The sequence below is a fragment of the Acidimicrobium ferrooxidans DSM 10331 genome, from assembly GCF_000023265.1.
Lineage (GTDB): Bacteria > Actinomycetota > Acidimicrobiia > Acidimicrobiales > Acidimicrobiaceae > Acidimicrobium > Acidimicrobium ferrooxidans.
This window is the reverse complement of sequence record NC_013124.1, coordinates 976,509-998,127: the sequence shown is the minus strand read 5'-3', so window position 1 is coordinate 998,127 and position 21,619 is coordinate 976,509. Positions and strand designations below refer to the sequence as shown.

The 21,619-nt window shown below is 68.5% G+C and carries 22 protein-coding genes and 1 CRISPR repeat array (1 of these 23 running past the window's edge); of the genes, 5 read left to right on the top strand and 17 right to left on the bottom strand.

The genetic code is table 11. The features are described 5' to 3' along the window. A CRISPR array of direct repeats spans nt 1–1,527; the repeat unit is 28 nt; unit sequence GTGCTCCCCGCGCAGGCGGGGGTGATCC (it extends 149 nt beyond the left edge of the window). 329 nt (nt 1,528–1,856) lie between these two features. From AFER_RS10965 to AFER_RS04950, 15 genes are all read right to left on the bottom strand, one after another. Continuing rightward, nucleotides 1,857–2,495, bottom strand: a complete 639-nt coding sequence (locus tag AFER_RS10965; protein ID WP_015798405.1) for a Rieske (2Fe-2S) protein — start codon at nt 2,493–2,495, stop codon at nt 1,857–1,859. Beyond that, entirely contained in the window at nt 2,495–2,986 is a 492-nt protein-coding gene (locus AFER_RS05015; RefSeq protein WP_015798404.1) for a DsrE/DsrF/DrsH-like family protein, read from the bottom strand. The genes AFER_RS10965 and AFER_RS05015 overlap by 1 nt, the downstream gene beginning before the upstream one ends. Nucleotides 2,987–3,326: 340 nt before the next feature. Continuing rightward, the gene (locus tag AFER_RS05010) at nt 3,327–3,803 is read right to left on the bottom strand and encodes a biotin/lipoyl attachment domain-containing protein (protein ID WP_015798402.1); all 477 of its coding nucleotides are present in this window, start codon (nt 3,801–3,803) and stop codon (nt 3,327–3,329) included. 9 nt (nt 3,804–3,812) lie between these two features. Beyond that, nucleotides 3,813–4,247, bottom strand: a complete 435-nt coding sequence (gene gcvH, locus AFER_RS05005; RefSeq protein ID WP_015798401.1) for a glycine cleavage system protein GcvH — start codon at nt 4,245–4,247, stop codon at nt 3,813–3,815. A gap of 98 nt (nt 4,248–4,345) precedes the next feature. Beyond that, on the bottom strand, nt 4,346–4,687 hold the full coding sequence (locus AFER_RS05000; protein ID WP_015798400.1) for a hypothetical protein: 342 nt from the start codon (nt 4,685–4,687) through the stop codon (nt 4,346–4,348). Then, entirely contained in the window at nt 4,684–6,855 is a 2,172-nt protein-coding gene (locus tag AFER_RS04995) for a heterodisulfide reductase-related iron-sulfur binding cluster (RefSeq protein ID WP_015798399.1), read from the bottom strand. The genes AFER_RS05000 and AFER_RS04995 overlap by 4 nt, the downstream gene beginning before the upstream one ends. Before the next feature lie 8 nt (nt 6,856–6,863). Then, a complete protein-coding gene (locus tag AFER_RS04990) occupies nt 6,864–7,814 on the bottom strand; it encodes an electron transfer flavoprotein subunit alpha/FixB family protein (protein WP_015798398.1) in 951 nt (316 codons plus the stop codon). Nucleotides 7,815–7,825: 11 nt separating this feature from the next. Continuing rightward, entirely contained in the window at nt 7,826–8,599 is a 774-nt protein-coding gene (locus AFER_RS04985) for an electron transfer flavoprotein subunit beta/FixA family protein (RefSeq protein WP_015798397.1), read from the bottom strand. Between the two features lie 10 nt (nt 8,600–8,609). Then, nucleotides 8,610–9,923, bottom strand: coding sequence for a (Fe-S)-binding protein (locus AFER_RS04980; RefSeq protein ID WP_015798396.1), 1,314 nt, complete (start codon nt 9,921–9,923; stop codon nt 8,610–8,612). Next, complete coding sequence (locus AFER_RS10960) at nt 9,923–10,615, bottom strand: hypothetical protein (RefSeq protein WP_015798395.1); 693 nt, start codon at nt 10,613–10,615, stop codon at nt 9,923–9,925. Before AFER_RS10960 ends, AFER_RS04980 begins: the two co-directional genes overlap by 1 nt. Then, nucleotides 10,612–11,667: an FAD-dependent oxidoreductase gene (locus tag AFER_RS04970; RefSeq protein WP_015798394.1), complete on the bottom strand. Its 1,056-nt coding sequence runs from the start codon at nt 11,665–11,667 to the stop codon at nt 10,612–10,614. The genes AFER_RS10960 and AFER_RS04970 overlap by 4 nt, the downstream gene beginning before the upstream one ends. A gap of 9 nt (nt 11,668–11,676) precedes the next feature. After that, the gene (locus AFER_RS04965; RefSeq protein WP_015798393.1) at nt 11,677–12,867 is read right to left on the bottom strand and encodes a heterodisulfide reductase-related iron-sulfur binding cluster; all 1,191 of its coding nucleotides are present in this window, start codon (nt 12,865–12,867) and stop codon (nt 11,677–11,679) included. Next, nucleotides 12,864–13,583: a 4Fe-4S dicluster domain-containing protein gene (locus tag AFER_RS04960; protein WP_015798392.1), complete on the bottom strand. Its 720-nt coding sequence runs from the start codon at nt 13,581–13,583 to the stop codon at nt 12,864–12,866. Before AFER_RS04960 ends, AFER_RS04965 begins: the two co-directional genes overlap by 4 nt. Further along, complete coding sequence (locus AFER_RS04955) at nt 13,583–13,966, bottom strand: DsrE family protein (RefSeq protein WP_015798391.1); 384 nt, start codon at nt 13,964–13,966, stop codon at nt 13,583–13,585. The genes AFER_RS04960 and AFER_RS04955 overlap by 1 nt, the downstream gene beginning before the upstream one ends. 257 nt (nt 13,967–14,223) lie before the next feature. Further along, nucleotides 14,224–14,457: a sulfurtransferase TusA family protein gene (locus AFER_RS04950; protein WP_041661703.1), complete on the bottom strand. Its 234-nt coding sequence runs from the start codon at nt 14,455–14,457 to the stop codon at nt 14,224–14,226. Between the two features lie 256 nt (nt 14,458–14,713). On the opposite strand from AFER_RS04950, the gene AFER_RS04945 reads away from it, so the two are divergent. Genes AFER_RS04945 through nadC form a run of 4 tightly spaced genes read left to right on the top strand, consistent with a single transcriptional unit; the run spans nt 14,714 to nt 18,681 of the window. Next, nucleotides 14,714–15,364: an NrtR DNA-binding winged helix domain-containing protein gene (locus tag AFER_RS04945; RefSeq protein WP_041661702.1), complete on the top strand. Its 651-nt coding sequence runs from the start codon at nt 14,714–14,716 to the stop codon at nt 15,362–15,364. Further along, nucleotides 15,351–16,361 (top strand): quinolinate synthase NadA, encoded by a 1,011-nt coding sequence (gene nadA, locus AFER_RS04940; protein ID WP_015798388.1) that lies wholly within the window; start codon nt 15,351–15,353, stop codon nt 16,359–16,361. Before AFER_RS04945 ends, nadA begins: the two co-directional genes overlap by 14 nt. After that, nucleotides 16,355–17,833 (top strand): FAD-binding protein, encoded by a 1,479-nt coding sequence (locus AFER_RS04935; protein ID WP_049755323.1) that lies wholly within the window; start codon nt 16,355–16,357, stop codon nt 17,831–17,833. The genes nadA and AFER_RS04935 overlap by 7 nt, the downstream gene beginning before the upstream one ends. Further along, nucleotides 17,830–18,681, top strand: coding sequence for a carboxylating nicotinate-nucleotide diphosphorylase (gene nadC / locus AFER_RS04930; protein WP_015798386.1), 852 nt, complete (start codon nt 17,830–17,832; stop codon nt 18,679–18,681). The genes AFER_RS04935 and nadC overlap by 4 nt, the downstream gene beginning before the upstream one ends. Before the next feature lie 9 nt (nt 18,682–18,690). On the opposite strand, the gene AFER_RS10955 is transcribed toward nadC, so the two are convergent. Beyond that, complete coding sequence (locus AFER_RS10955) at nt 18,691–19,152, bottom strand: bifunctional nuclease family protein (protein WP_015798385.1); 462 nt, start codon at nt 19,150–19,152, stop codon at nt 18,691–18,693. Beyond that, complete coding sequence (rodA, locus tag AFER_RS04920; RefSeq protein ID WP_015798384.1) at nt 19,142–20,290, bottom strand: rod shape-determining protein RodA; 1,149 nt, start codon at nt 20,288–20,290, stop codon at nt 19,142–19,144. Before rodA ends, AFER_RS10955 begins: the two co-directional genes overlap by 11 nt. 162 nt (nt 20,291–20,452) lie before the next feature. On the opposite strand from rodA, the gene AFER_RS10950 reads away from it, so the two are divergent. Beyond that, nucleotides 20,453–21,571 carry a PspA/IM30 family protein gene (locus AFER_RS10950; RefSeq protein ID WP_015798383.1) on the top strand — a complete coding sequence of 373 codons (1,119 nt, stop codon included), beginning with the start codon at nt 20,453–20,455 and terminating at the stop codon, nt 21,569–21,571. Nucleotides 21,572–21,619: the final 48 nt, after the last annotated feature.

Sequence of the window (21,619 nt, the reverse complement as noted above, 5' to 3'; positions counted from 1 at the left end):
CGATCCAGCCCGGCGACAGCCCCCAGGCCACCGTGTGCTCCCCGCGCAGGCGGGGGTGATCCGCACCTCCCGAACTGGGTGGCGAAGGACGCCGAGTGCTCCCCGCGCAGGCGGGGGTGATCCGCTGAGGCAGCCAAGGCCAAGGCCAAGGGCGATGTGCTCCCCGCGCAGGCGGGGGTGATCCCGCAGCGGAGGTCTACTGTCCTGAGCTGCCCAAGTGCTCCCCGCGCAGGCGGGGGTGATCCGACATTCCTGGCTCAGCGCGCCGCGCAGGTGAGGTGCTCCCCGCGCAGGCGGGGGTGATCCGTGAGCAGAAAGGAGACAGAAGTGGGCATTACCGGTGCTCCCCGCGCAGGCGGGGGTGATCCGCGCTCTACCCACGAGCGCATCTCTTCACGGGTGTGCTCCCCGCGCAGGCGGGGGTGATCCGGCGTCGCATGCAATACTCCCCGTCGGGCTTTTGTGCTCCCCGCGCAGGCGGGGGTGATCCGCAGTACCTTCGGCCTCACGCCGCTGCAAAGCGGTGCTCCCCGCGCAGGCGGGGGTGATCCTTCTCGGTCGCCAACCGAAGCTTCTGATGGTCGGTGCTCCCCGCGCAGGCGGGGGTGATCCGCCGCGTGGCGTTACATGAGCAATCCGCGCGTGGTGCTCCCCGCGCAGGCGGGGGTGATCCGAAGCCGAAGCCCGACGACGTGGTGGTGGTCGTGTGCTCCCCGCGCAGGCGGGGGTGATCCGCGCGTTGAGGATGGATCCGTACCACCCCGCGTGTGCTCCCCGCGCAGGCGGGGGTGATCCCCAGCTCCCCGAGGGCGTCCTTGTGTGGGATCTGTGCTCCCCGCGCAGGCGGGGGTGATCCGGTACGTGGATTGCTGGAGATTGAGGGCAAGCTGTGCTCCCCGCGCAGGCGGGGGTGATCCACCTGGGCGCTCGCCAGGTTCGGTGGATAGATAGTGCTCCCCGCGCAGGCGGGGGTGATCCGACCCGCTCGCGTCGGTGAGGGGCACCCACGTCGTGCTCCCCGCGCAGGCGGGGGTGATCCCGAAGATCGCCTGCGGCTGTCGGTCGCGGCGGGGTGCTCCCCGCGCAGGCGGGGGTGATCCTCAGCAGGACTCAAGAAAGGACGCGATGACGGAGTGCTCCCCGCGCAGGCGGGGGTGATCCGGCGACGCTCGACTGCTGGATGGCCAGGTTCTGGTGCTCCCCGCGCAGGCGGGGGTGATCCCGGCCAGACCGAGATTGAGGGGATCACCGTCGAGTGCTCCCCGCGCAGGCGGGGGTGATCCCCGTACTTGCGCGCGGCTGGCCGCGTTGACTGAGTGCTCCCCGCGCAGGCGGGGGTGATCCCTCCTCGGGCGTGCGGACGAGGAGTGCGTTGGGGTGCTCCCCGCGCAGGCGGGGGTGATCCGCCTGAACTTGCGCCTGGCTCAACTGGATTTCGGTGCTCCCCGCGCAGGCGGGGGTGATCCGACCTCGGTGTGGTCCGTGACGTTGCTGGCGAGGTGCTCCCCGCGCAGGCGGGGGTGTGTAGGCACCGGCCTTCTTTTGACCCGGGATCACCGGTCAGAAGTGACCCACCCGCGACACAGCTATAGGGACTAGCTCCCCAGATCGTGGTGCTCGGCATCACCTCCCTGCACCATGACCTCCGGGGCAAGCGGAACCTTGTCACCGGGAGCCGCTGCCCAATGGGAGTCCCATTGCCATGGACGCCTTGCGAGTCTCGCTGCCCCTTTGGATGTCAATCGATTCACAAGCCGCACGGGGCAACATACGACAGAAGTGGTTCCGCTGACCGGCCCGGGACCACTGGGGACCATCCAGCCGAATACCGCGCCTGGGTACCGACCCCTCGTGAGTCAGCCAACCCCTCCCCCACGTACGACCAGCTCCGATCCTTCCACCACCACAGCGAGCGAACGGAGTGCCCGGTCAGCCGGACCACGCACGCGCTCCCCGCTCTCGCACGAGAACTGCGAGCCGTGCGCCGGACACGTCAGCACACCCTCCTCGCACGGGACCCCGGCAAGACGCGCTCCCTGATGCGGACAGGTCGCCTCGAGGCAGACCCATCGTCCCTCGACGCGCAGGACCATGAACGAAGCGCCGTCGATCTCGACCTCGCCCACGAGGCCCAACCGCCCCGCCACGTCCTCGACGTGCCCCACGACGAGGCGCCTGACGCCTCGCGAGGGATCCCCGAGCACCTCGCGAAGCGTCTTCGTCAACGCACCGACGTTGACGACGCGATCCGCACCGCCGCGCTCGGCTGCGCGCCAGGCCAGCTGATCTGGCTCGGCGACATAGGCGATCGCGACGATCGCCTCGCCTCGGGCACGGCGAGCACCGACCGCTCGAAGTGCCTCGGGGTCGCCGGCCGGCACGACCACGACATCGGCAGCCCCAAGGTCGCTCGTTACCTCCCAGCCGAATGGGGAGGCGGCGCGCACTACGCGCGCGACCACCCCTTCGTCACCGACGACGGCGACGCTCAGCACTAGATGAACAGGGTGATGTCGGCTTCGGCAGCCATATTGATGAAGCTTGCCGCTCCAATGGGAGGCTGCAGGCCCTCGATGAAGTCGTCCTTCGACAGGCCGTAGAGCTCCATCGTCATCTGGCACGGATGCAAGCGCACGCCGAGATCGAGCGCCATCTCCAAGAGCTCGGTGGGCGACGACACCTTGTGCTCGTCCGCCAGCATCTTGATCATCTTCGTGCCCATGCCACCCATGTTCAACTTCCCGAGTCGAAGGCGATCGGTCGAGCCCGGATCCATCAATGACTCGAGCTTCTGCTTCCAGTTCTCACCCGTGATGCGAACGTCCGACCGCTGCAGGACTCGCAGACCCCAGAACGTGAAGAACACGTCCACTTCGAGCCCGGAAGCGGCTGCCGTGGTCGCGAGGATCAAGACCGGCCAGACCCGATCGAGATCGGAACTCCAGCAGATCATCGCCATCGACTGGGTGCCGTCATCCTTTGCCATGGTTCCCCCTTCGTACAACCCGTACCTGTCTCTGTGATGCCGAACCGTTCCGCTGCGGCATGCGCCGTAGTGATCGGCTCTTCGGGAGGGCTACCGTCGTGGTCGTCGGATTCAACCGCAACGGCTCCTCCGGGTCGCGCGCCACGCGCGCCACGCCCGCGACGCCTCGATGCCCCTCTGTCACCCTTGTGTCGTTGACTGAGCCTCCATGCCCCTACTCGATCAGCGTGCGACGACCGCACCGACTCTGAACCGCTCGTCCAACGCGATCACCCTCCAGGTGAACACCAAATCCCCCGCGGTGTTCACCTGGTGAGTCTACGCCATGATCAGGGATCATTCAAGGATCTTCATCCACGAATATCACCGGGTCCTCACAGCGGAAACAGCGCAATCCGGACTCGTCGATCACACGTCGGTAGTGCTCGAACGCGGTTCGTCCGTCGACCAAGGCGTCGAACTCAGCAGGCACCGTTGGCTCGACGACATAGAGCCAACCGTCGCCATAGGGATCTCGGTTTGCGATCGCGACGTCCCGACCGAATGCGGCTTCGTTCGTCGCGACGATGGTGCCCGTCAGCGGTGAGACCATCGGTCCGACCCACTTGGCACTCTCGAGCACCGAGAGGGGTCGTCCCCGCGTGATCGTCCGCCCGACGCGCTTCCACGACAGCTGAACGAGCTTGCCCATGCGCGACTGCGCCACATCGGTCATGCCGAGTCGCACGAGCTCGCCCTCGAAGCGAACCCACACGTCGGCATCCAAGTCGTAGCGCAGCTCCGGCGGGACCTCGCAGCCCGCCCAGGTCTCACTCATCGCGCCACCTCAGCCGCAGCTGATCCCCTGCTCTTCGAGGAAGGCGCTGTAGCGCGCAATGCCCTCATCGCCGGTGACGAGACCGGCAGCAGCCGGATCGAAGGCGTCTGCTCGCAGCTTCGCGACCCAGCCCTCGCCGTAGGGATCGTCGTTCAAGAGGCCAGGATGGGTCGCAAGGGCACCATTGACCTCGACCACCTCGCCGTCCACCGGTGCGGGCACCGGGCCGACCCACTTCCCACTCTCCACGGTCGCGAGCGAGCGTCCAGCCTTCACCGGCTTGCCCGCAGGCTTCAGCGACACCGAGATGATCGTCTTCGCCAGGTTCTGGGCCACATCGGTGAGCCCCACCACCAACACGTCACCCTCCGGGCGAACCCAGACGTGCCGGTCGACGAGGTAGTACAGGTCCTCGGGGAGGTTGCACGATCGCACCTCAGCCATGCCAATCCATCCTTTCCTCTCTTGGAGACTCGGTTCTGCGCTCTCGCTGCGGTCCCGCGACGACGATCGCTCCACGAGCGCGCGGGGGCTCGCTCCCCTCACTCCTCCGGCTCATCGGCATCCGTCGCCAACGCGTCGAGGTCGACGCCGACTGCATCGGGATGCTCGCCGATGACGTGCTGGAGCATGATGTCCATGCCGACCACCCGCACGTCGCGTTCGAACGCGGCGACGAAGTCGCGATCGGCCCGCCCGCGCTTGATCGCCTGACGGTAGGCCTCGCCGCACACCGGACAGCGAAGCGCATAGCTCGGTCGCGGACCCGATTCGATGACGACGAGTTCCGGGTGTGCGTCGACAAGGTGCGCGTGCAGGCTCCGGTAGCTCCCCTGCTCGCCGCACACGAAGCACGTGAGGATGAACTCGCCGCCATCGCTCACTCACTCGCCCCTTCGAGCGCAGGCGCCCCGAGCACGGCCTCGGCAAAGAGCTCGGTGATGTCCATGACGCGCAACGTCCCTTCGGCACCGACGCTCTTCACGGCATCGGAGAACATCGCGTAGTCCTTCGGGCACGCAACGACGAAGACGTCGACGCCGAGCGCAAGGGCCTCCTTGATGCGGTTCACGCTCGGGCGCTCGGCCAAGAAGGAATCGTCCATCCAGATACGCCCGCCGCCCGCTCCGCAGCAGAACGATCCCTGTCGGTTGCGCGGCATCTCGACGAGGTCGCAGCCGAGACCGCCGATGACGGCACGCGGCGCATCGAAGACACGGTTGTAACGACCGAGATAGCACGGGTCGTGGTAGGTCACCCGCAACCCCAGCTGCCTCGGCTCCACCGTTCCCTGATAGATCAGCTTCGCGAGCAGCTCCGAGTAGTGCAGCACCGGCTTGTCGAGACCGAAGGCGGGGTACTCATTGCGCAAGGTGTTCAAGCTGTGCGGGTCCGTCGTGACGATCGTCTCGAACGTCGCCTGCGAGAGCGCCTGCAAGTTCGATTCGACGAGCATCTCGAACAGGCCCTCTTCACCCACGCGCCGCACGTCGTTGCCGGCGTTGCGCTCACCCTCGTAGAGGATGCCGAAGGAGACGCCCGCTCCCTGCAAGATCCGAGCGAAGGTCCGTGAGAGCTCCGCGACTCGCTCGTCGAAGGAGGCGTAGTCACCCACGAACCACAGGTACTCCACCGGCTCCTTGCGCGCATCGGGGATCGGCGTCTCGAGCCCCTTGGTCCAGCGCGCCCGCATACGCGAGGACTTGCCGAAGGAGTTGCCTTGCTGGGCGATGTTCTGGAGCGCGCTCTGAAGCGTCGGGTCCATCTGGCCAGCGTCGACGAGGGGGCGGCGCAGTTGGACGATGAGCGGAACGTGCTCGATGCCCACCGGACACACCTCGACGCACGCCATGCACGTCGTGCACGACCAGAGCACGCGCTCGGCCACGACGTTGCCTGCGAGCGGCCCCGATGGGGCCCGTGGGCCGGTCGGGGTGGGCCGATCCTCCGAGTCGAGCAGGAGCTCGATGCCTTGGGCCCGATCGAGCCAGGAACGCAGATCCAGCACCAGGTCACGGGGTGAGAGGGGCGCGCCGGCGGTCCGCGCCGGGCACACGCCATGGCAGCGGCCGCATTTGGTGCACGCGTCCAGCGAGAGCAATTCGGCGGGCGTGAAGTCGCCGAGCTCGCTGTAGCCCACCTTGCCCTCGGGCGGTGGCGGCAGCTGGCGAACCTGCTTGGGATCGCGCACGATGAGATTGGCAGGGGCCGACAGCATGTGCAGGGCCTTCGAGAACGGGATGTAGGCGATGAACGCCAGTGCCATCCCGACGTGCACCCACCAGAGCCAGGCGTGGATGTGACGAGCCGCAACCCGACCGACACCCAGGCTCACGAAGAGCTTCGCCACCAGCCACCCGAGCCAGGTCCAGCGCTCGAAACTCGGAAAGCCCTCGCCATCGATGCGGAGCGCCTGGATGGCCACACCGGTGAGGAGGATCAGCAAGAGCCCGACGATGAACACCTGGTCGCCGAGGGCGATCTTCGCGCGCGAGTAGCCTCCCTCGGGCTGCTCGGCGCGGTGCAGGTCGAGTTGGATCTCCGGGCTGAACCAGCGTCGCAGCGCGAGCAGGAGCGTCCCGACGATCGCCGCGAGGCCCGCAAGATCGAAGACCGCGTTGTAGCCCAGGTAGAACGGACCTTGGAAGAAGCTCACGGTGTGGCCGACGATCAGCCGCGACAGGTTGCCGAGGATGTCGTAGTCGACCGACAGGATCGACGTGGCGACGAAGAGGCCGATGAAGCCCCAGAACACCAACAGGTGCGCCATCCCCACCGAGTGCTTCGTCTTCGTGACCGTCTTGTTGGCTGCGATCACCGCGACCGACGACGCGACCTTCGGACGCTCGGTGACGTCGGCGATGTCGGCAGGGTCTCGCCGACGGAGCCAGTGCCAACCGGCGGGCCGGCGACCCCGCGACCATGCCCGCACTCGCCGAGCGAGCCCCCAGAAGAAGACCACGATGACGATGAGCGCCAGCGCGTAGAACACGAGCTTGGCCGTCTCCGTCTCTCCGCCGAAGATCGGCCTCGTCTCAACCAGCGCGACCATGCTCACCCTTAGAGCCGCTCGGTCAGCTCCGGCACGAGATCGAACAGATCCACCGTCGTGCCGTAGTGTGCGACCTCGAAGATAGGCGCCTTCGGATCGGTGTTGCACGCGATGATGGTCCCGGCAGAGCGCATACCTTCGAGGTGTTCGGGCGCCCCTGAGATGCCGAGCGCGAGGTAGACCTGCGGCTTGACCTTCTTGCCCGACTTGCCGACCTGATGCGGCTTGGGGAGCCAGCCCTGGTCGATGATGGGCCGGGAGGCCGCGAGCGGCACCTTGAGTGCATCGGCGAGCTCTTGGACCAGCTCGAGGTTCTCCTTGGAGCCGATGCCCCGACCGACGGACACCAACAGATCCGCTGCGGTGATGTCGACGCCACTCGCCTCGGGCTCGCGCACACCCTCGCCTCGTGCACCAGCACCATCGAGGGACACGGCGATGGTCTCGATGCGCGGCGCACCCCCGACGCGACCCGCATCGGCCGCGAAGCTGCCGGGGATCACGCTCACGACGGCCGGCGAGCCCTCGAGGGCGACCTCTGCGAGAAGCTTGCCGCCGTAGAGCTGACTCGTCGCGACCACCGTGTCGCCTTCCGTCGCGACGTCGACCGCATAGGACGCCATCGGCGCGCCGAGCCGAGCCGCCAGCGACGCGGCGAGATCGAGCCCGACCGTGCCCGTACTCATCAGCACGACCTTTGGCGACGCGGCCTCGACGACGGCAGCGAGCGCTGCCTCGACCGCGCTCGCCGCGTAGTTCGCAAGCGCAGGATCGTCGACCACGTAGGCGACGTCGGCTGCCCCGAACGGGAGCTCGCCGACCTGGTGCCCGAGCACCGCGATGGCGAGCTCGCCACCGAGTGCCGAGGCGATCTCACGGCCCTTGCCGAGCAGCTCGAACGTGACGTCGGGAACCTCGCCGACGACCCGCTCGCTCACCACCAACACTGCCACCGACATCTGAACCCCCCTTACGCGCGCACGAGCCCGCGGGCCCGCAAGATCTCCACGATCTTGTCGGCGACCTCGGCCGCCGACCCCTCCAGCATCTCAGCGCCACCGCGCGACGGTGGCGGGAACAGACGACGCACGGATGCGACGGCGCCGATCGCCGGCTCGTCGATCTCGACCTCCTCGATGGTCGTCGACTGCTGCGCCTGGCGGATCCTCGAGATGGGCGCGTAGCGCGGTGCCTGGCGCGCCGCCTGGATCCCGAGCACCGCCGGCATGGCGAGCGTCGAGGTCGCCACCGTGCCACCGCCGAGCTCCTGGGTCACGGTGAGCTCGTTGCCGGCGGGTTCGACCACCACCACGACGGCGGCGTGCGGCCATCCGAGATACGCAGCCACCACGCCCGCCATCTGCCCGTCGAGGTCGTCGGCCGCCTGGACGCCCGTCAGGACCACGTCCGGATGCTGATCACGGAGCCAGGTAGCGACCCGAGCGGCTCGCTCGCGCGTGCGCACCCAGCCGTCGGGATCGTGCCCGGTCAGCTTGACGACCCGGTCGGCCCCCTTGGCCGCGGCGGCATAGAGCGTCTGGTCGACGTCCGGCTCGTCGAGGGCCACCACGGTGACGGTCCCCCCGACCGCTTCCTTGAGACACAGCGCCTCCTCGAGCGCGGCCTCGTCCCACTCGTTCGCGACGAACTTCACGAAGTCACGGTCGATATCCGTGCCCTCGTCGTTGACCTCGAGTTCCTCCACGAGGTCCGCCAGCTGACGGACCACGACGACGATGTCCATCCCCCCTCCTTCACCCAACCTGGCCAGCGAGCGCCGGCGCCATTGCCATGTCCACGAGTTCGGCGATGTCGAGCACGCGGAGATGTTCGTTCCCGGTCGACTTGGCGGCGTCCTCGAAGCGCGACACCTCGTACGGGCAGCACACAGCCAAGATGTCCGCACCGGTCGCCGCGGCTTCGCGCACCCGTCGCTCCGACAGGCGCTCCGAGAGGTGGTTGCCGTTGAAGCCGTCGAGCCACATGCCGCCGCCACCGCCACCGCAGCAGTACGAGTTCTCACGGCACCGACCCATCTCGATCAGCTCGAGCCCCGGGATCGCTCGCAGCACCTCGCGAGGGGCGTCGTAGACGCCGTTGTGACGCCCGAGGTAGCACGGATCGTGGAACGTCACCTTCGCGTCGATCGGGTTCGTCAGCTCGAGTGACGACATGAGCGGCGCGAGGAGCTGCGTGTAGTGGAGCACCTCGTAGTGATGCCCATACGAGGGGTACACCTTCACGAGCGCGTTGAAGCCGTGCGGGTCCGGCGTGACGATGCGTCGGAACTCGTAGCGCTCGAGCGTCGCCACGACGTCCTCCATCAGGGCCTCGAACAGCCCCTTCTCGCCGGCGAGCCGCTGCGAGTCGCCGATGGTCTTCTCCTCGGCGCCGAGGATCGCAAAGTCGACCCCAGCCGCGTTCAGCACACGCGCGAACGCCTGTGCCGCCTGCTGTCCGCGCGGGTGGTAGCTCCAGTAGTCCTCGACGTAGAACAACACGTCCACCGGGCTCGGATCCTGCGAGAGCACCCGCACCGGGACGCCCGCGCCCTTCGTCCAGGCATGGCGCCGCCGGGGATTCTCGCCCAAGGCGTTCCCGTAGCGGAAGGTCTTCTCCATGACCCCTTGGAGCTCGGTCGGGATGGTCCCGTCGGCGACCGCCACTTCGCGTACCGCCGGCATGATCTGGATCATGTTGACCTGCTTCGGGCACACGCGCAGGCAGTTGCCGCACGTCGTGCACATCCAGAGCTGATCGGCCTCGAAGAGGTTCGTCCCGGTCTGGACCATGCGGTGGAGCTTGCGCGGCCCGTACTCGCCCACGAGATCGACCGGGCACACCGGTACGCACTTGCCACAGCCGTAGCACCACTCGAGGCTCTCGCCACCGGCGAGCGCACGGATCGCCTCGAAGCCGCGCTGGGTGTAGTCGGTGAGCACCCGCGGCATCAGCATGCGACTCGGGCCGCCCGAGACGTCCCACTCCCTGCCTGAGATGGTCGAGGTGACCCTGGCCTCCTCGAGTTCGACCACCTGAGGCGCCACCTTGCGCCCTCCGACCGGCATCAGCCCTCCCTCGCTAGTCCCAGTGCTCGTTCCGCAAAGCCAGCGGCCGGCGGAAGGAGCTGTGTGAACTCCTTGGTCATGCGCAGGCGCACCACCGTCACCGCGTAGGTGGCCCAGACGGCAGCGGCCGCCACGTCGAAGCTCAACGGATCGGCAGCGTCGACACCGAGCCCCGCCGCCTCGAGCACGGCGGCGAGGTAGCGACTCGCCTCGCCCACCCGCGCGGCCACCTCGGCATCGTCGGCACCGAGGAGCGCCGCTGGGTCCTCCACCATGAGCGCGAGCGCGCCGGTCTCGTCGTCGGGGGCCCAGACCCACGACGTCCAGAGCGCGACCTTCGCAGGGTCCCACAGGTGCACGAGCTCGCGAACGAACTCGACAACCTCGCGCCGAGGATCGTCCTCGAGCGCGCGTGCCTCGCCCATACCGGCTGCGACATCGCGACAGAGCGCTTCGAGCTCGTCTCGTGCAAGCAGCCCAGCGAGCGTCCGCCGTCGCCGCCGACTCGCCACTTGGGTCTCGAGCACGAGATCGGCGTCACCGAGCTCGAGCGCTCGACGTACCCGTGCTCGACGCTCGTGCGCCCGCTCGAGGAGCCGAGCGCGGGTCGCGCTCCCGGCTTGCTCGTCGAAAGCCTCCAAGAACGCACGCACGCTCTCGAGGTCGCACAGCTGCGAGCTCACGACACTCATCGCGCGCCGACGGTCTGGTGCTGACGCCACAGCGCGACGGCGCGTGCCGCAGCGAGGCCACCCGAGGAGGCACAGTCCTCGAGATCGCTCGGTCCGAGAGCCGCACCGGCAGCGAACACACCGGGACGCGACGTCCCGACCGTGTCGAGCGGGGGCTGCTGGGCCTCGATGAAGCCGAACTTGTTCTGTGCGAGCCCCAAGATCCCGGCGATCTTGCGGGTTCCCGGGGAGGGCTCCATGCCCACCGACAGGACCACGAGATCCATGAGCGTCTCCATCGGCCGACCCATGGTGGTGTCCTCGCCCCGCACGAGCAGGCGCCCGTCCTTCGGCAGGACCTCGGTCACGATGCCCTTGACGTACTGGACGTGGTGCTCTTCCTGGGCCGGCCAGTAGAGCTGGCGCTCCCAGTAGCCGTACATGCGCATGTCGATGTAGAAGATGAACACTTCCGAATCCGGCAGGAGCTGGCGAACCTCGATCGCCTCCTTCGAGGCCACACCGCAGCACACCTTCGAGCAGTACTCGTTGCCGATCTGGCGATCGCGGCTGCCGACGCACTGGATGAAGCACACGCGCCGCGGGGCCTCCCCGTTCGAGGGGCGCACGACGTGGTGCTCCTTCAGCATGGCCTCGAGGTCCTGGAGCGCGATCACGTCTGGGAACTCGTAGTAGCCATAGAGCTGCGTCTCGCGGCCCGGATCGAAGTGGGTGAAGCCCGTCGCCACCACGACGGCCGAGGCCTCTTGGACTCGTTCGCCATCGGGTGTACGGATGGTGAGCCCGTAGGGTCCGTCACCGGCCGCGTGCACCACCTCGGACGACAAGAGCACCTCGACGTCACCGGCGGCCCGGAGCCGCTCCTCCATCCGCCCCATCACCATCGCCGCGTCCTCGAGATAGGGCGTGATAGAGGCGTAGTTCTCCTCGACCGGCCGTCCACCGAGGAAGGCGTTGCGCTCGACCAGCGTCACGGGTGCACCCAGCTCCGCCGCGGCGATCCCCGCCGACAGGCCCGCCGGGCCACCACCGATCACGACAATTCGATCCATGTACCCCCCTCACGCATCCACGTCGGCCCAGGTCAGGAACTGCTGACGACCGTCCGAGAGGCGCTTGGCGTCCTCCTCGAACTCGGCCCACGCGGCCCGCCAGTCGATCCCCATCTTCTCCAGCAGTGGTCGATAGTTGGTCGAGTGCCAGTGCAGCTGGCACACCTTGAACGGATGGGCGCCCATGGCGAGCGCGGCGAACTGCGCCTCGCTCATCACCGGCACGCCCACGTTGCGCTCGTGCGCCTGGGCTGCGAACTGACTCTTGTCGAGGGCCGTGACGCAGCCGGTGTCGTGGGTGAGCACGACGTCGGGGTCGGCCTCCGCTCGCATCACCTCGATCTTGCGCAGCGTCGAGAACGACCGCGTGAAGTCGCGCTGCACCAGGATGTGGCGAAAGCCGAACCCACAGCAGTCGAAGAACGTCGAGTAGCTCCGAAGGTCGGCCCCCAGGGCTTGCACGAGGCCTGACACCGCCGCCGTGCGCTGACCGTGGTAGACATCCGGGTCGTAGATGGCGTCGCCCTCGACCAGCTTGTAGTAGTGGCACGCCGGATGCACCGTAACGGCGACGTTGCACACGTCCCGAACCGCCCGCTGGGCGATCTCGTCTCGCACCGCGTACAGCCACTCCGAGTAGTGCACGATCTCCTCGGGCAGCACGAGCTGCTTGCCGAGTCGCTCCATGACCTTGCGCACCTGGGCACGCAGCGCCGCGTCGTGCAGGAGCTCGGAGCGAACCTCCTTGTAGTGGCCGTAGCTGGTGCCGCAGTGGATCAGTGGGAAGAACCCGGTCTCGTACGCCGCAGCGAAGTTGCGCACGGCGACGGCGGCCTGGGCGGCCTGGTTCGAGGTCGCCGAGGCGTAGTAGTTCCAGGCCGTGCAGCTCGTCTGATCCTCGGGATCGAGGTAGTCGTAGCCCAGCTTGCGCATGATCCAAAAGATCGACGTCGAGTAGCCCGGGATGTGCCCGCACTGGCCGCACGACTTGTGATGCCAGAGGTGAGCCTTCGGGATCCGCTTGGCGATCCCGTACTTGGTCGGGACCTCGACGACCTCCCCGGCGACGCGCTGGACGACCAGTTCGCCCTCGGCTTCGAGCTCGAACAGGTGATGGTGGAAGTCCTCGGAGCGGCGATCGGGCTCTCGCTCGAACCGCTCCTTGCGCGACAGGATGACGTTGACAGCGCTCGTGGTCATAGCTCGATGCCCTCCTCTTCGAGTCGCTCCTCCATGAGTTCGGCGAGGATCATGTGGATCCCCTTGTCGACCTGGGCGATCATGTCGAGCGCCCCCGTTTCCAACCAGATGACGTACAGCTCGACGAGCGTCCGATCGGCGACCTGCCACCCAGTGGTGGTGGTGTGCATCGTCTCGGGCGGCAGCATCCGACGCCACAGGTCGAGGTTGACCGAGACGTCCTTGACCTCCGGTCCCCAGTCGGGGAAGGCGTCGGGCTGGAGCATGTCGGGCGAGACCTGCGTGCCCGTCGACATGATCTTGTAGATGATCCGGGAGTAGCCCGCGAGCGCCTCCTTGGCCGACGCCAGGCCCTCACGGACCGCCACCTCGCGCATGATCGTCACGATGCCTCCAGGGTTGTTGCCTCGCGGGCAGCGCAGGCAGGAGAAACACTGCGAGCACTCCCAGACGTCCTCCTCGAGCTGCTGATAGAGCAGCTCCACGTCACGCCTGGCCGCAGCTTGCGCGATGCGCCGTGGCGAGAAGTCGTAGAACCTGGCCGACGGACACGCCGCCACGCAGATCCCGCACTCGTAGCACCCGTAGAGGTAGTGCGGAAACCGCGGATCCTCGAACACCTCGCCGATGAGGCGTTCCTTGGTCGCACGATCGACCTCGCCATAGCCGGTGGCGTCGGAACGCTTCAGGTAGGGGTCGGCACTCAACGTGGGCATCAGAACGACACCACCGCGTCAGCGGTCATGGCCAGGTTGTTGAAGGCCGCCCCGCCGATCATCTCGACACCGTCGATGAGCTCCTCGAGGGTGAGGTCGTTCAGGTCCAGCGAAGGCTGACAGACCCACAGACGCACGCCGAGATCGGTCGCCTGCCGAATGAAGTACGAGAGCGGCTGCCCGCGATCGCCCTTCGGTCCGATCTTGTCCACGATGTCCCTGCGCAGCAGCTGCGGACCGTACATCGTGAAGTAGATGCCGACCTCCACCTCCATCGCCGCGGCCGAGGCAGCGAGGAAGAACGGCGTCGCCGAGCGCCCTGGATCGTTGATCCCGTGCGTCTGGACGTAGACGATCTTTCCTTCACCCTCGTTGGTCCACATGCCTGCCTCCTCACCACCTGGCCCGCCTCGCGGGCAGCGACTCGACTGACGGAACTGACGGAAATTGTGAGGGCCAGCCACCTCCATGGACGCGAACCCGTCATGGTGGTCGCGCACGCCCAGCAAGAGACGCCACCATCGCAGCTCGCCGTCGCGTGAGCACCGATCACGCGCGGAGCGAGACCGTACGCAGCCTTTCGCGCCACACGGCTCGTGCCCGCCACGTGGTCGCTCGGACCGCGACCGACCGCGCAGCGCTACTTGGCGCGACGAATCAAGACGTGGAACACGTCACCTTGACGGTCGACCTTGAGCAGCTCGTTGCCCGTACGGGTCGTCCAGGCCTGCATGTCCGGCTCGACGCCAGGATCGGTCGCGAGCAGCTCGAGCACCGCCCCTACCTCGACGTCCTTGATCGCCTTCGACGTCTTGATCACCGGCATCGGACACTGCAGGCCGGTGCAGTCCAAGACCACTGCTGGTTCGTCCACGAGTCCCCCCTTGTCACAACACGCACCTCGGATCTTGCGATCCATGCACCCCCCGGTGCCTGCGCGAGGTACGACACCGACGACGGCACCTCATCGGGAGGTTCCCAGCCCCGATGTCGACCGTCCCCGCCGGCTCCGCTCCTCGCCCCGGTTCCTCCACCGGACGCTCGGAGCATTGCCATATGCGCACCTGCGCATATGGAGCATGCCACAGCCCGGCGCTATTGTCAAGCAAATTGCAGGAATTGCCACAACCATGAACGAGACGCCCTGCTGGCGCCTCGAAGCCACCCTGATCGCGCTCACCGTCGAGGGCGAGGATCCCGTGGTCCTGACCCTCGACGGCCACCTCCCCACGACGACCCTCGCACCTCCGTGCGCCGATCTCACGGATGCGCTGCACGACTGGTTCCACGCTCGTGTCGGTCTCGATCCCGGGCCGACGCATGCCCTCACGGCTTCAGCCGCCGATCCCAGCACCATCCGCTACGCCGAGGTCGGCCTCCTCGCCTCGCTCGCCTCGAACGCCTCGGGCGTCGACCGCCTCCGGGTCTATGACCTCATGCCGGCCCTCGACCATCGCAGCGCCCGCAGCCCGCGGCCCAGCACGCTCACCGCCGACGAACTCGCCCTCGTCGGCCGTGGCCTGCTCCTCCTCCGCGACCTCCTCGATCGAACGAGCGTCCTCGCCCCGCTCCTCGCCGCCACCTTCACTCTCCCCGCGCTCATCGGGCGCATCGAGGCCCTCACCGGGGAACAGGTCCACGCGCCCAACGCGCGCAGGCGCCTCGTCGAGTCCACGCTGATCGAGCCCGTCGGACTTCGGATCCGTACCGGTACCGGCCGACCAGCCGAGCTGTGGCGATGGCGTCACCCACTAACTTTGTCTCTTGATGAGACTAAGTAGTTCCGCATCGACCGCGACGAAGCCAACCCTCGGTGTCGGCGGGCCCACTCCCTCGGCCGAGGTCCTCGAGCGCCTCCGTGCCGCGAAGGCCCTCGCCACCGACGCACTCCTGATCGCACACAACTACCAGCCACCGTGGGTCCAGGACCTCGCGGACGTCACCGGGGACTCACTCCAGCTCTCCCGCATCGCGGCCGAGCATCCGGCACGGCGGATCGTCTTCGCGGGCGTGCGCTTCATGGCCGAGACCGCCAAGCTCCTGTCGCCGACGAAGACCGTGCTCCTGCCGGCACACGATGCGGGCTGCTCCCTCGCCGAGGCCATCACCGCCGACGACCTGCGGCAGTGGCGCAGCGCCCATCCCGACGCCATCGTCGTCGCCTACGTCAACACCTCGGCCGAGGTGAAGGCGCTCGCCGACGTCTGCGTCACGAGCGCGAACGCGCTCGAGGTGGTCGCCTCCATCCCCACCCTCCGCGAGGTCCTCTTCCTCCCTGACGTCTTCCTCGGCTCGTGGGTCAAGCGTACGCTCGGCCGAGAACGCATGCACGTCTGGCACGGCGAGTGTCACGTACACGCCGCGCTCGAGCCCGGCGCCCTCGAGACCGCGCTCGCCGACGACCCCGAGGCGGTCGTCTACGTCCACCCCGAGTGCGGCTGCACCACCAGCGCCCTGCTCGTCGACGACCCGTGGCGCCAACGGGTGCGCCTCCTGTCGACCACGCAGATGATCGAGGCGGCCCGCGCCGAGCAGCACCGCCGCGTCATCGTCGCCACCGAGACGGGCGTGCTCCACCAGCTCCGGCGCGAGAACTCGATCAGCTTCGAACCGCTGCGCGCCGACGCCACGTGCCCCTACATGCAGCGGGTGACGCCAGAGCTGCTCCTCGGCGCCCTCGAGCGCAACGAGGGCGAGGTCACACTCGATCCGGCCGTCGCCGAGGCCGCACGCCGACCCGTACTCGCGATGCTCGATCCCACGGTGCGACCATGGTGAGCAGCTTCGACGTCGTGATCATAGGCGACGGCCTCGCTGCAGCCTCGGTGGCCCTCAGCGTGGCGCCCACGCTCCGCGTCGCCATCGTCGCACCTCGAGGCGCAGCGACCTCAAGCGACTGGGCGAAGGGCGGCATCGCAGCCCCCGTCGACGGCCCCGACATCGGCGACCATCTCGCCGACACCATCGACGCCGGCGCCCACCTGGTCGACGAGCGCGCCGCGAAGAGCATCCTCGCCGACGGACCGAGCGCGATTCGCTGGCTTGGCGACCAGGGCGTGGCCTTCGCACCCGACTATGGCCTTGAAGCCGGTCACCGGCGCGCACGGATCCGCCACGCGGCCGGCGACGCCACCGGTGCGGCCGTCATGGCGGCGCTCCGCCCTCGGCTCGGCTCCATCACGCGCCTCGACGGCACGCTCGTCGAGCTCATCACGCTCGATGGCCGCGTCGTCGGCGCCTGGGTCCGCACCGCCGACGGACGCCTCGACGCCATCGCCGCTCGTCGCGTCGTGCTCGCGACCGGAGGGGCCGGCGCGCTCTTCGACGCCTTCACCTGCCCCCCGACCAATCTCGGCACGGGCATCGCCGCGGCCGCCTGGGCGGGTGCCAGGGTGGTCGACCTCGAGTTCGTGCAGTTCCACCCGACCGCCATCGGGGGCCCACGTGCGCCCTTCGCGCTCGCCACCGAAGCCCTCCGTGGGGCCGGCGCCCTCCTCGTCGATGCCGACGGTACGTCCCTCGTCGACGACCTCCCGGCGCGCGAACTCACCACCCGCGACCAGCTCGCCTTGCACCTCAGCGTGCACGCCACCCCGGCCTTCCTCGACGCGCGGCCCATCGGGCCATCGCTCGTCGATCGCTTCCCGAGCTTCGTCGCCGCGGCTCGCACGCTCGGCCTCGACCCGCTCCGCGAGCTCGTCCCGGTGCGTCCCGCGGCGCACTACACCATGGGCGGCATCGCGACCGATGAGCTGGGCGCGACCAGCCTCCCGGGCCTCTTCGCCGTCGGCGAGTGCGCCGTCACGGGACTCCACGGCGCCAACCGGCTCGCCTCGAACTCGCTCCTCGAGGCCGTCGTCATGGGACGGCGTGTCGGCGAAGCCATCACGGAGGGCGACCTGCCGCGCCCGACACCCCTGCCGACGGCTCTACCACGCCCCGTGCGCCGTCCCGCACTCCCACTCGCGCGTCTGCGCGCCCTTGCCGCCCTCGCCCTCGGTCCGCTGCGCGACGGGGACACGCTCGCCGCGGCGTACCGGACGATCAAGACCGCCGGCCTCACTGGCGAGTCGAGCGGCGATCCCAGCGAGGCTGGGGCGACGTGGCTCGTCGGTGCGATGCTGGCTGGGGCGGCGGCCCGTCGCGGCAGCGTGGGCGCGCATGCCCGTCGCGACGCGATCGACGAGGATCCCCACTACCAGCTCGCGGTCGACGCCGACCACCGCGTCACCCGGGAGCTGCGCCCATGACGGCGCTCCGCGCCTCCAGCCTGGAACGCCTCGTCGCGCTCGCCCTCGACGAGGACCTCGGCGAGCGTGGCGACATCACCGGCTCCTTGGTGCCCGAACGGACCGTCCGACTCGAGCTCCGGGCCCGCGACGAGGGCGTCCTCGCCGGGTCCAACACCGCCGAGGTGGTGCTCCGAGCCACCGCCGCGCGCCTCGGTGCGGCCGCGCCCACCATCGAGTGGTCCGCACACGACGCCGACGCGCTCGAGCCCGGGCAGCTCATCGCCGAGCTCGCCGGATCGAACCGTGTCCTGCTCGCAGCCGAGCGCACCATGCTCAACCTGCTCACCCATCTCTCCGGGGTCGCCACGACGACCGCCCGGGCCGTCGCCGAGATCGCCGACACCCGCTGCCGGCTCCGCGACACCAGAAAGACCCTCCCCGGCATGCGTGGGCTCGAGAAGGCCGCCGTCCGTGCGGGGGGTGGCGAGAACCACCGGTTCAGTCTCGACGACGCCATCTTGCTCAAGGACAACCACCTCGCCCAGGCACCCCTCGAGCACCTCGTCGCCGCCGCACGTCAGCGCTTCGGCGACCTTCCCATCGAGGTAGAGGTGGACGACCTCGACGGCCTCGAGGAGGCACTCGCGCTCGACGTGCCGATGGTGCTCCTGGACAACTTCACCCTGGAGGCCACGCGCGACGCCGTTCGTCTGAACGGAGGGCGGGCCAAGCTCGAGTCCTCCGGCGGCCTGCGTCCGGGCCGGCTCCGCGAGGTCGCCCTCACCGGTGTGGACTACCTCGCTGTCGGGTGGATCACGCACTCGGCACCGAGCCTGGATCTCGGGCTCGACTGGCCGGCGTCCTAACCGTCGACGTCAGCCGTCGGTGGGTGGGCCGGCCAGGAGCGGTGCCTCGACGAGGATGGGGGCTGGGACGGCCTCGAGCAGACACAAAACGATGGCGTCCGACGGTCGCGCGTCGATCGGGTGCCGACAACCATCGGCCCCCATGAGCTCGAGCGTCGCTGCGAAGGTGGACTCGCCCCCCTCTGGGGAGCCGTGGAGCGTCGCGCGCAACACGCTGGCCCCGACGGCGTGGGCGATCTCGGAGGCGAGTTCGTGGGTGAACGGCCGCGGTGCGCGTCGGCGCGCAAGGGCGAGCGCGACGGCACGACCTTGCTCGACGCTCACCGGCAACGACAACCGACCCGGGTGCTCGGCCTGACGGGACACGAGCTCGATCCGCGCGAACGGCTCCGGGAGGGCGACGTGCACCCTCGCAACGTCGCAGACGACGAGGGGCGCGCCTTCGGTCTGCGGCGGCTCCTCAGCTGGCACGTCGCAGTCGCCTCGACCCGGCAGAGAGCACGATGCCCACCGCCGAGGAGAAGCCGAGCATCGCCGAGCCGCCGTAGGAGACGAACGGCAACGGGATCCCGGTGATGGGCATGATGCCGATCGTCATGCCGATGTTCTGGAACACCGAGAATCCGATCCACGCGATCGCGCCGGCGACGAGCAGCATGGAGACTCGATCCGCCGCCGAACGCAGCACCCGATACGACCTGGCCAGCATGATGCCGTACACCAGCACGAGCGAACCGGCACCGATGAAGCCGAGCTGTTCGCCCACCGCCGTGAAGATGAAGTCGGTCTGCTGCTCGGGAACGTAGGCGAGGTTCGTTTGGCTCCCCTTGAAGAGGCCGGTGCCGAAGATGTGCCCCGAACCGATGGCGATCTTCGACTGGACCAGGTTGTAGCCGTAGGTCTGGGTCGCCGACTGCGGGTTCACGAACGAGAGGAGCCGCTCGAGCTGGTAGTGCTTCAGCAGACCGAGGTGCACGACGGCGATGATCCCGAGCACCCCGGCAACCAGGATCACGAGGAGCTGACGACCGGTGGCGCCACCCATGACGAGGAGCACCATGGTGACGATACCGACCACGATGCCGGTGCCGAGGTCCGGCTGCTTCACCACGAGCAGTGCCGGCACACCCCCGAGCGCGAGGACCACGGCCACCTCGCGCCACGTCCGCGGTCCATCGCGTCCCGAGAGATAGGCCGCGATACCGAACATCACGCCGATGGGTGCGAACTCCGACGGCTGCACCTGGATCGGGCCGAGCTGGAACCACCGCTGGGACCCGAGCGCCGACGACCCGACCGGCGACAACACGGCCACGAGGCCGAGCAGCACCGCACCGTAGATCCAGTAGCCGAGACGACCGAGCCACTCGAGATCGAGCGCGGCGACGACGCTCATCACGATCAGCCCGAGCACCCAGAAGATCGCCTGACGATCGAGGTAGTAGTGCGGCGAGAGGCCAGCAAGTTCCAGTTGGTTCCGGGTCGCCGAGTACACCATCACGACACCGAAGACGCCCACGGCCGCGGCGAGCAACCACAGGAGCGCGTCGTAGCTGCGAAGGCGCGCCCACGTCGTCCCGCGGGATCTGGGGGCGAGCGATGTCGCCATGGAGAGCACCTCCTCAGGCCTTGGGCGTTGCAACGCAAGCAGGCACCGAGAACGCTAAGCGCACGGCCCACGAACGCTGCGTCGCTGCTGCTACCATGCTCTGTGGAGCCTAGCGCGCCTCGAACCGTGGCGCGCGGGTGGGTCTCATCGAAGGAGATGCCAATGGGCCTGCTCAAGCGTGTGAGCCAGGTGTTCCAGCAGAAGTCGAACGCACTGCTCAACAAGGTCGAGGACCCAACCCAGGCGCTCGACCTGTCCTACCAGAAGATGCTCGAGAACCTCCAGCAGGTTCGTAAGTCGATCGCCGACGTCCTCACGTCCCAGAAGCGACTCGAGGCTCAGCGCGCCCAGCTCCAGGCCCAGTACGACAAGCTGCAAGGACAGGCGCGCCAGGCCGTGCAGCAGGGCCAGGAGCAGGTGGCAAGGCTCGCCCTCGAGCGCGCGAGCACCATCAAGCCCCAGATCGACCAGCTCACGCCCCAGATCGAGCAGCTGGCCAAGCAGGAGGCCGCGCTCGAGGAGACCGGACGGCAACTCAACGCCAAGATCGAGGCGTTTCGCGCCCAACGCGACACCATGAAGGCGCAGTACACCGCCGCCAAGGCGTCCACCGCTGCGCTCGAGGGCCTCACCGGCCTGTCGGATCAGATGACCGACGTGACCATGATGATGGATCGCGCGAAGGACAAGATCTCCGAGATGCAAGCGCGCTCCGCCGCCGTCGGCGAACTGGCGGACTCCGGGGTCCTCGACTCACCAGCGCTCGGCGGTGGTGGGGACGACATCGAGGCAGCCCTCGCGGCCGGCAACCAGGGCAACGACGTCGATCTGCAGCTCGCCCAGATCAAGGCGGAGCTTGCCGCCCCTGCGGACCAGACGAACGCCATCGGAGCACCGCCAGCGCCCGCGGCGATCGCGGCCAGCGAGCCGGCACAGGCCACGACACCTCCGGCGCCCGCGACACCCCCGGCGCCCGGGACGTCGGCCGCCACGGTGGCGGTGCGCATCTTGTCGGACCACGTCTACCTCGTGCCTGCCTCGCTCCGACCGGCGCTCGACGGACTCGACGACGCGCTCGACCAGGCCCTCGATCACGACGACGCCGACGGGTTCACGCGACTGCTCGCACAGGTCATCGAGCTCGTCCGGACGAACGGCACGCCGACCGACGATCCCGCCGTGACGGCCGAGGTCGTCGTCCCCGCACCCGACACCACCCTCGACGAGGCCAAGGCACTCGTCTCGGACGACGCCAACCAGGACGCATCGACGAACGACTGAGCACCGCAGGGCTCGGCGACGCTGACCCGCTGACAGGGCAGTCGAGGC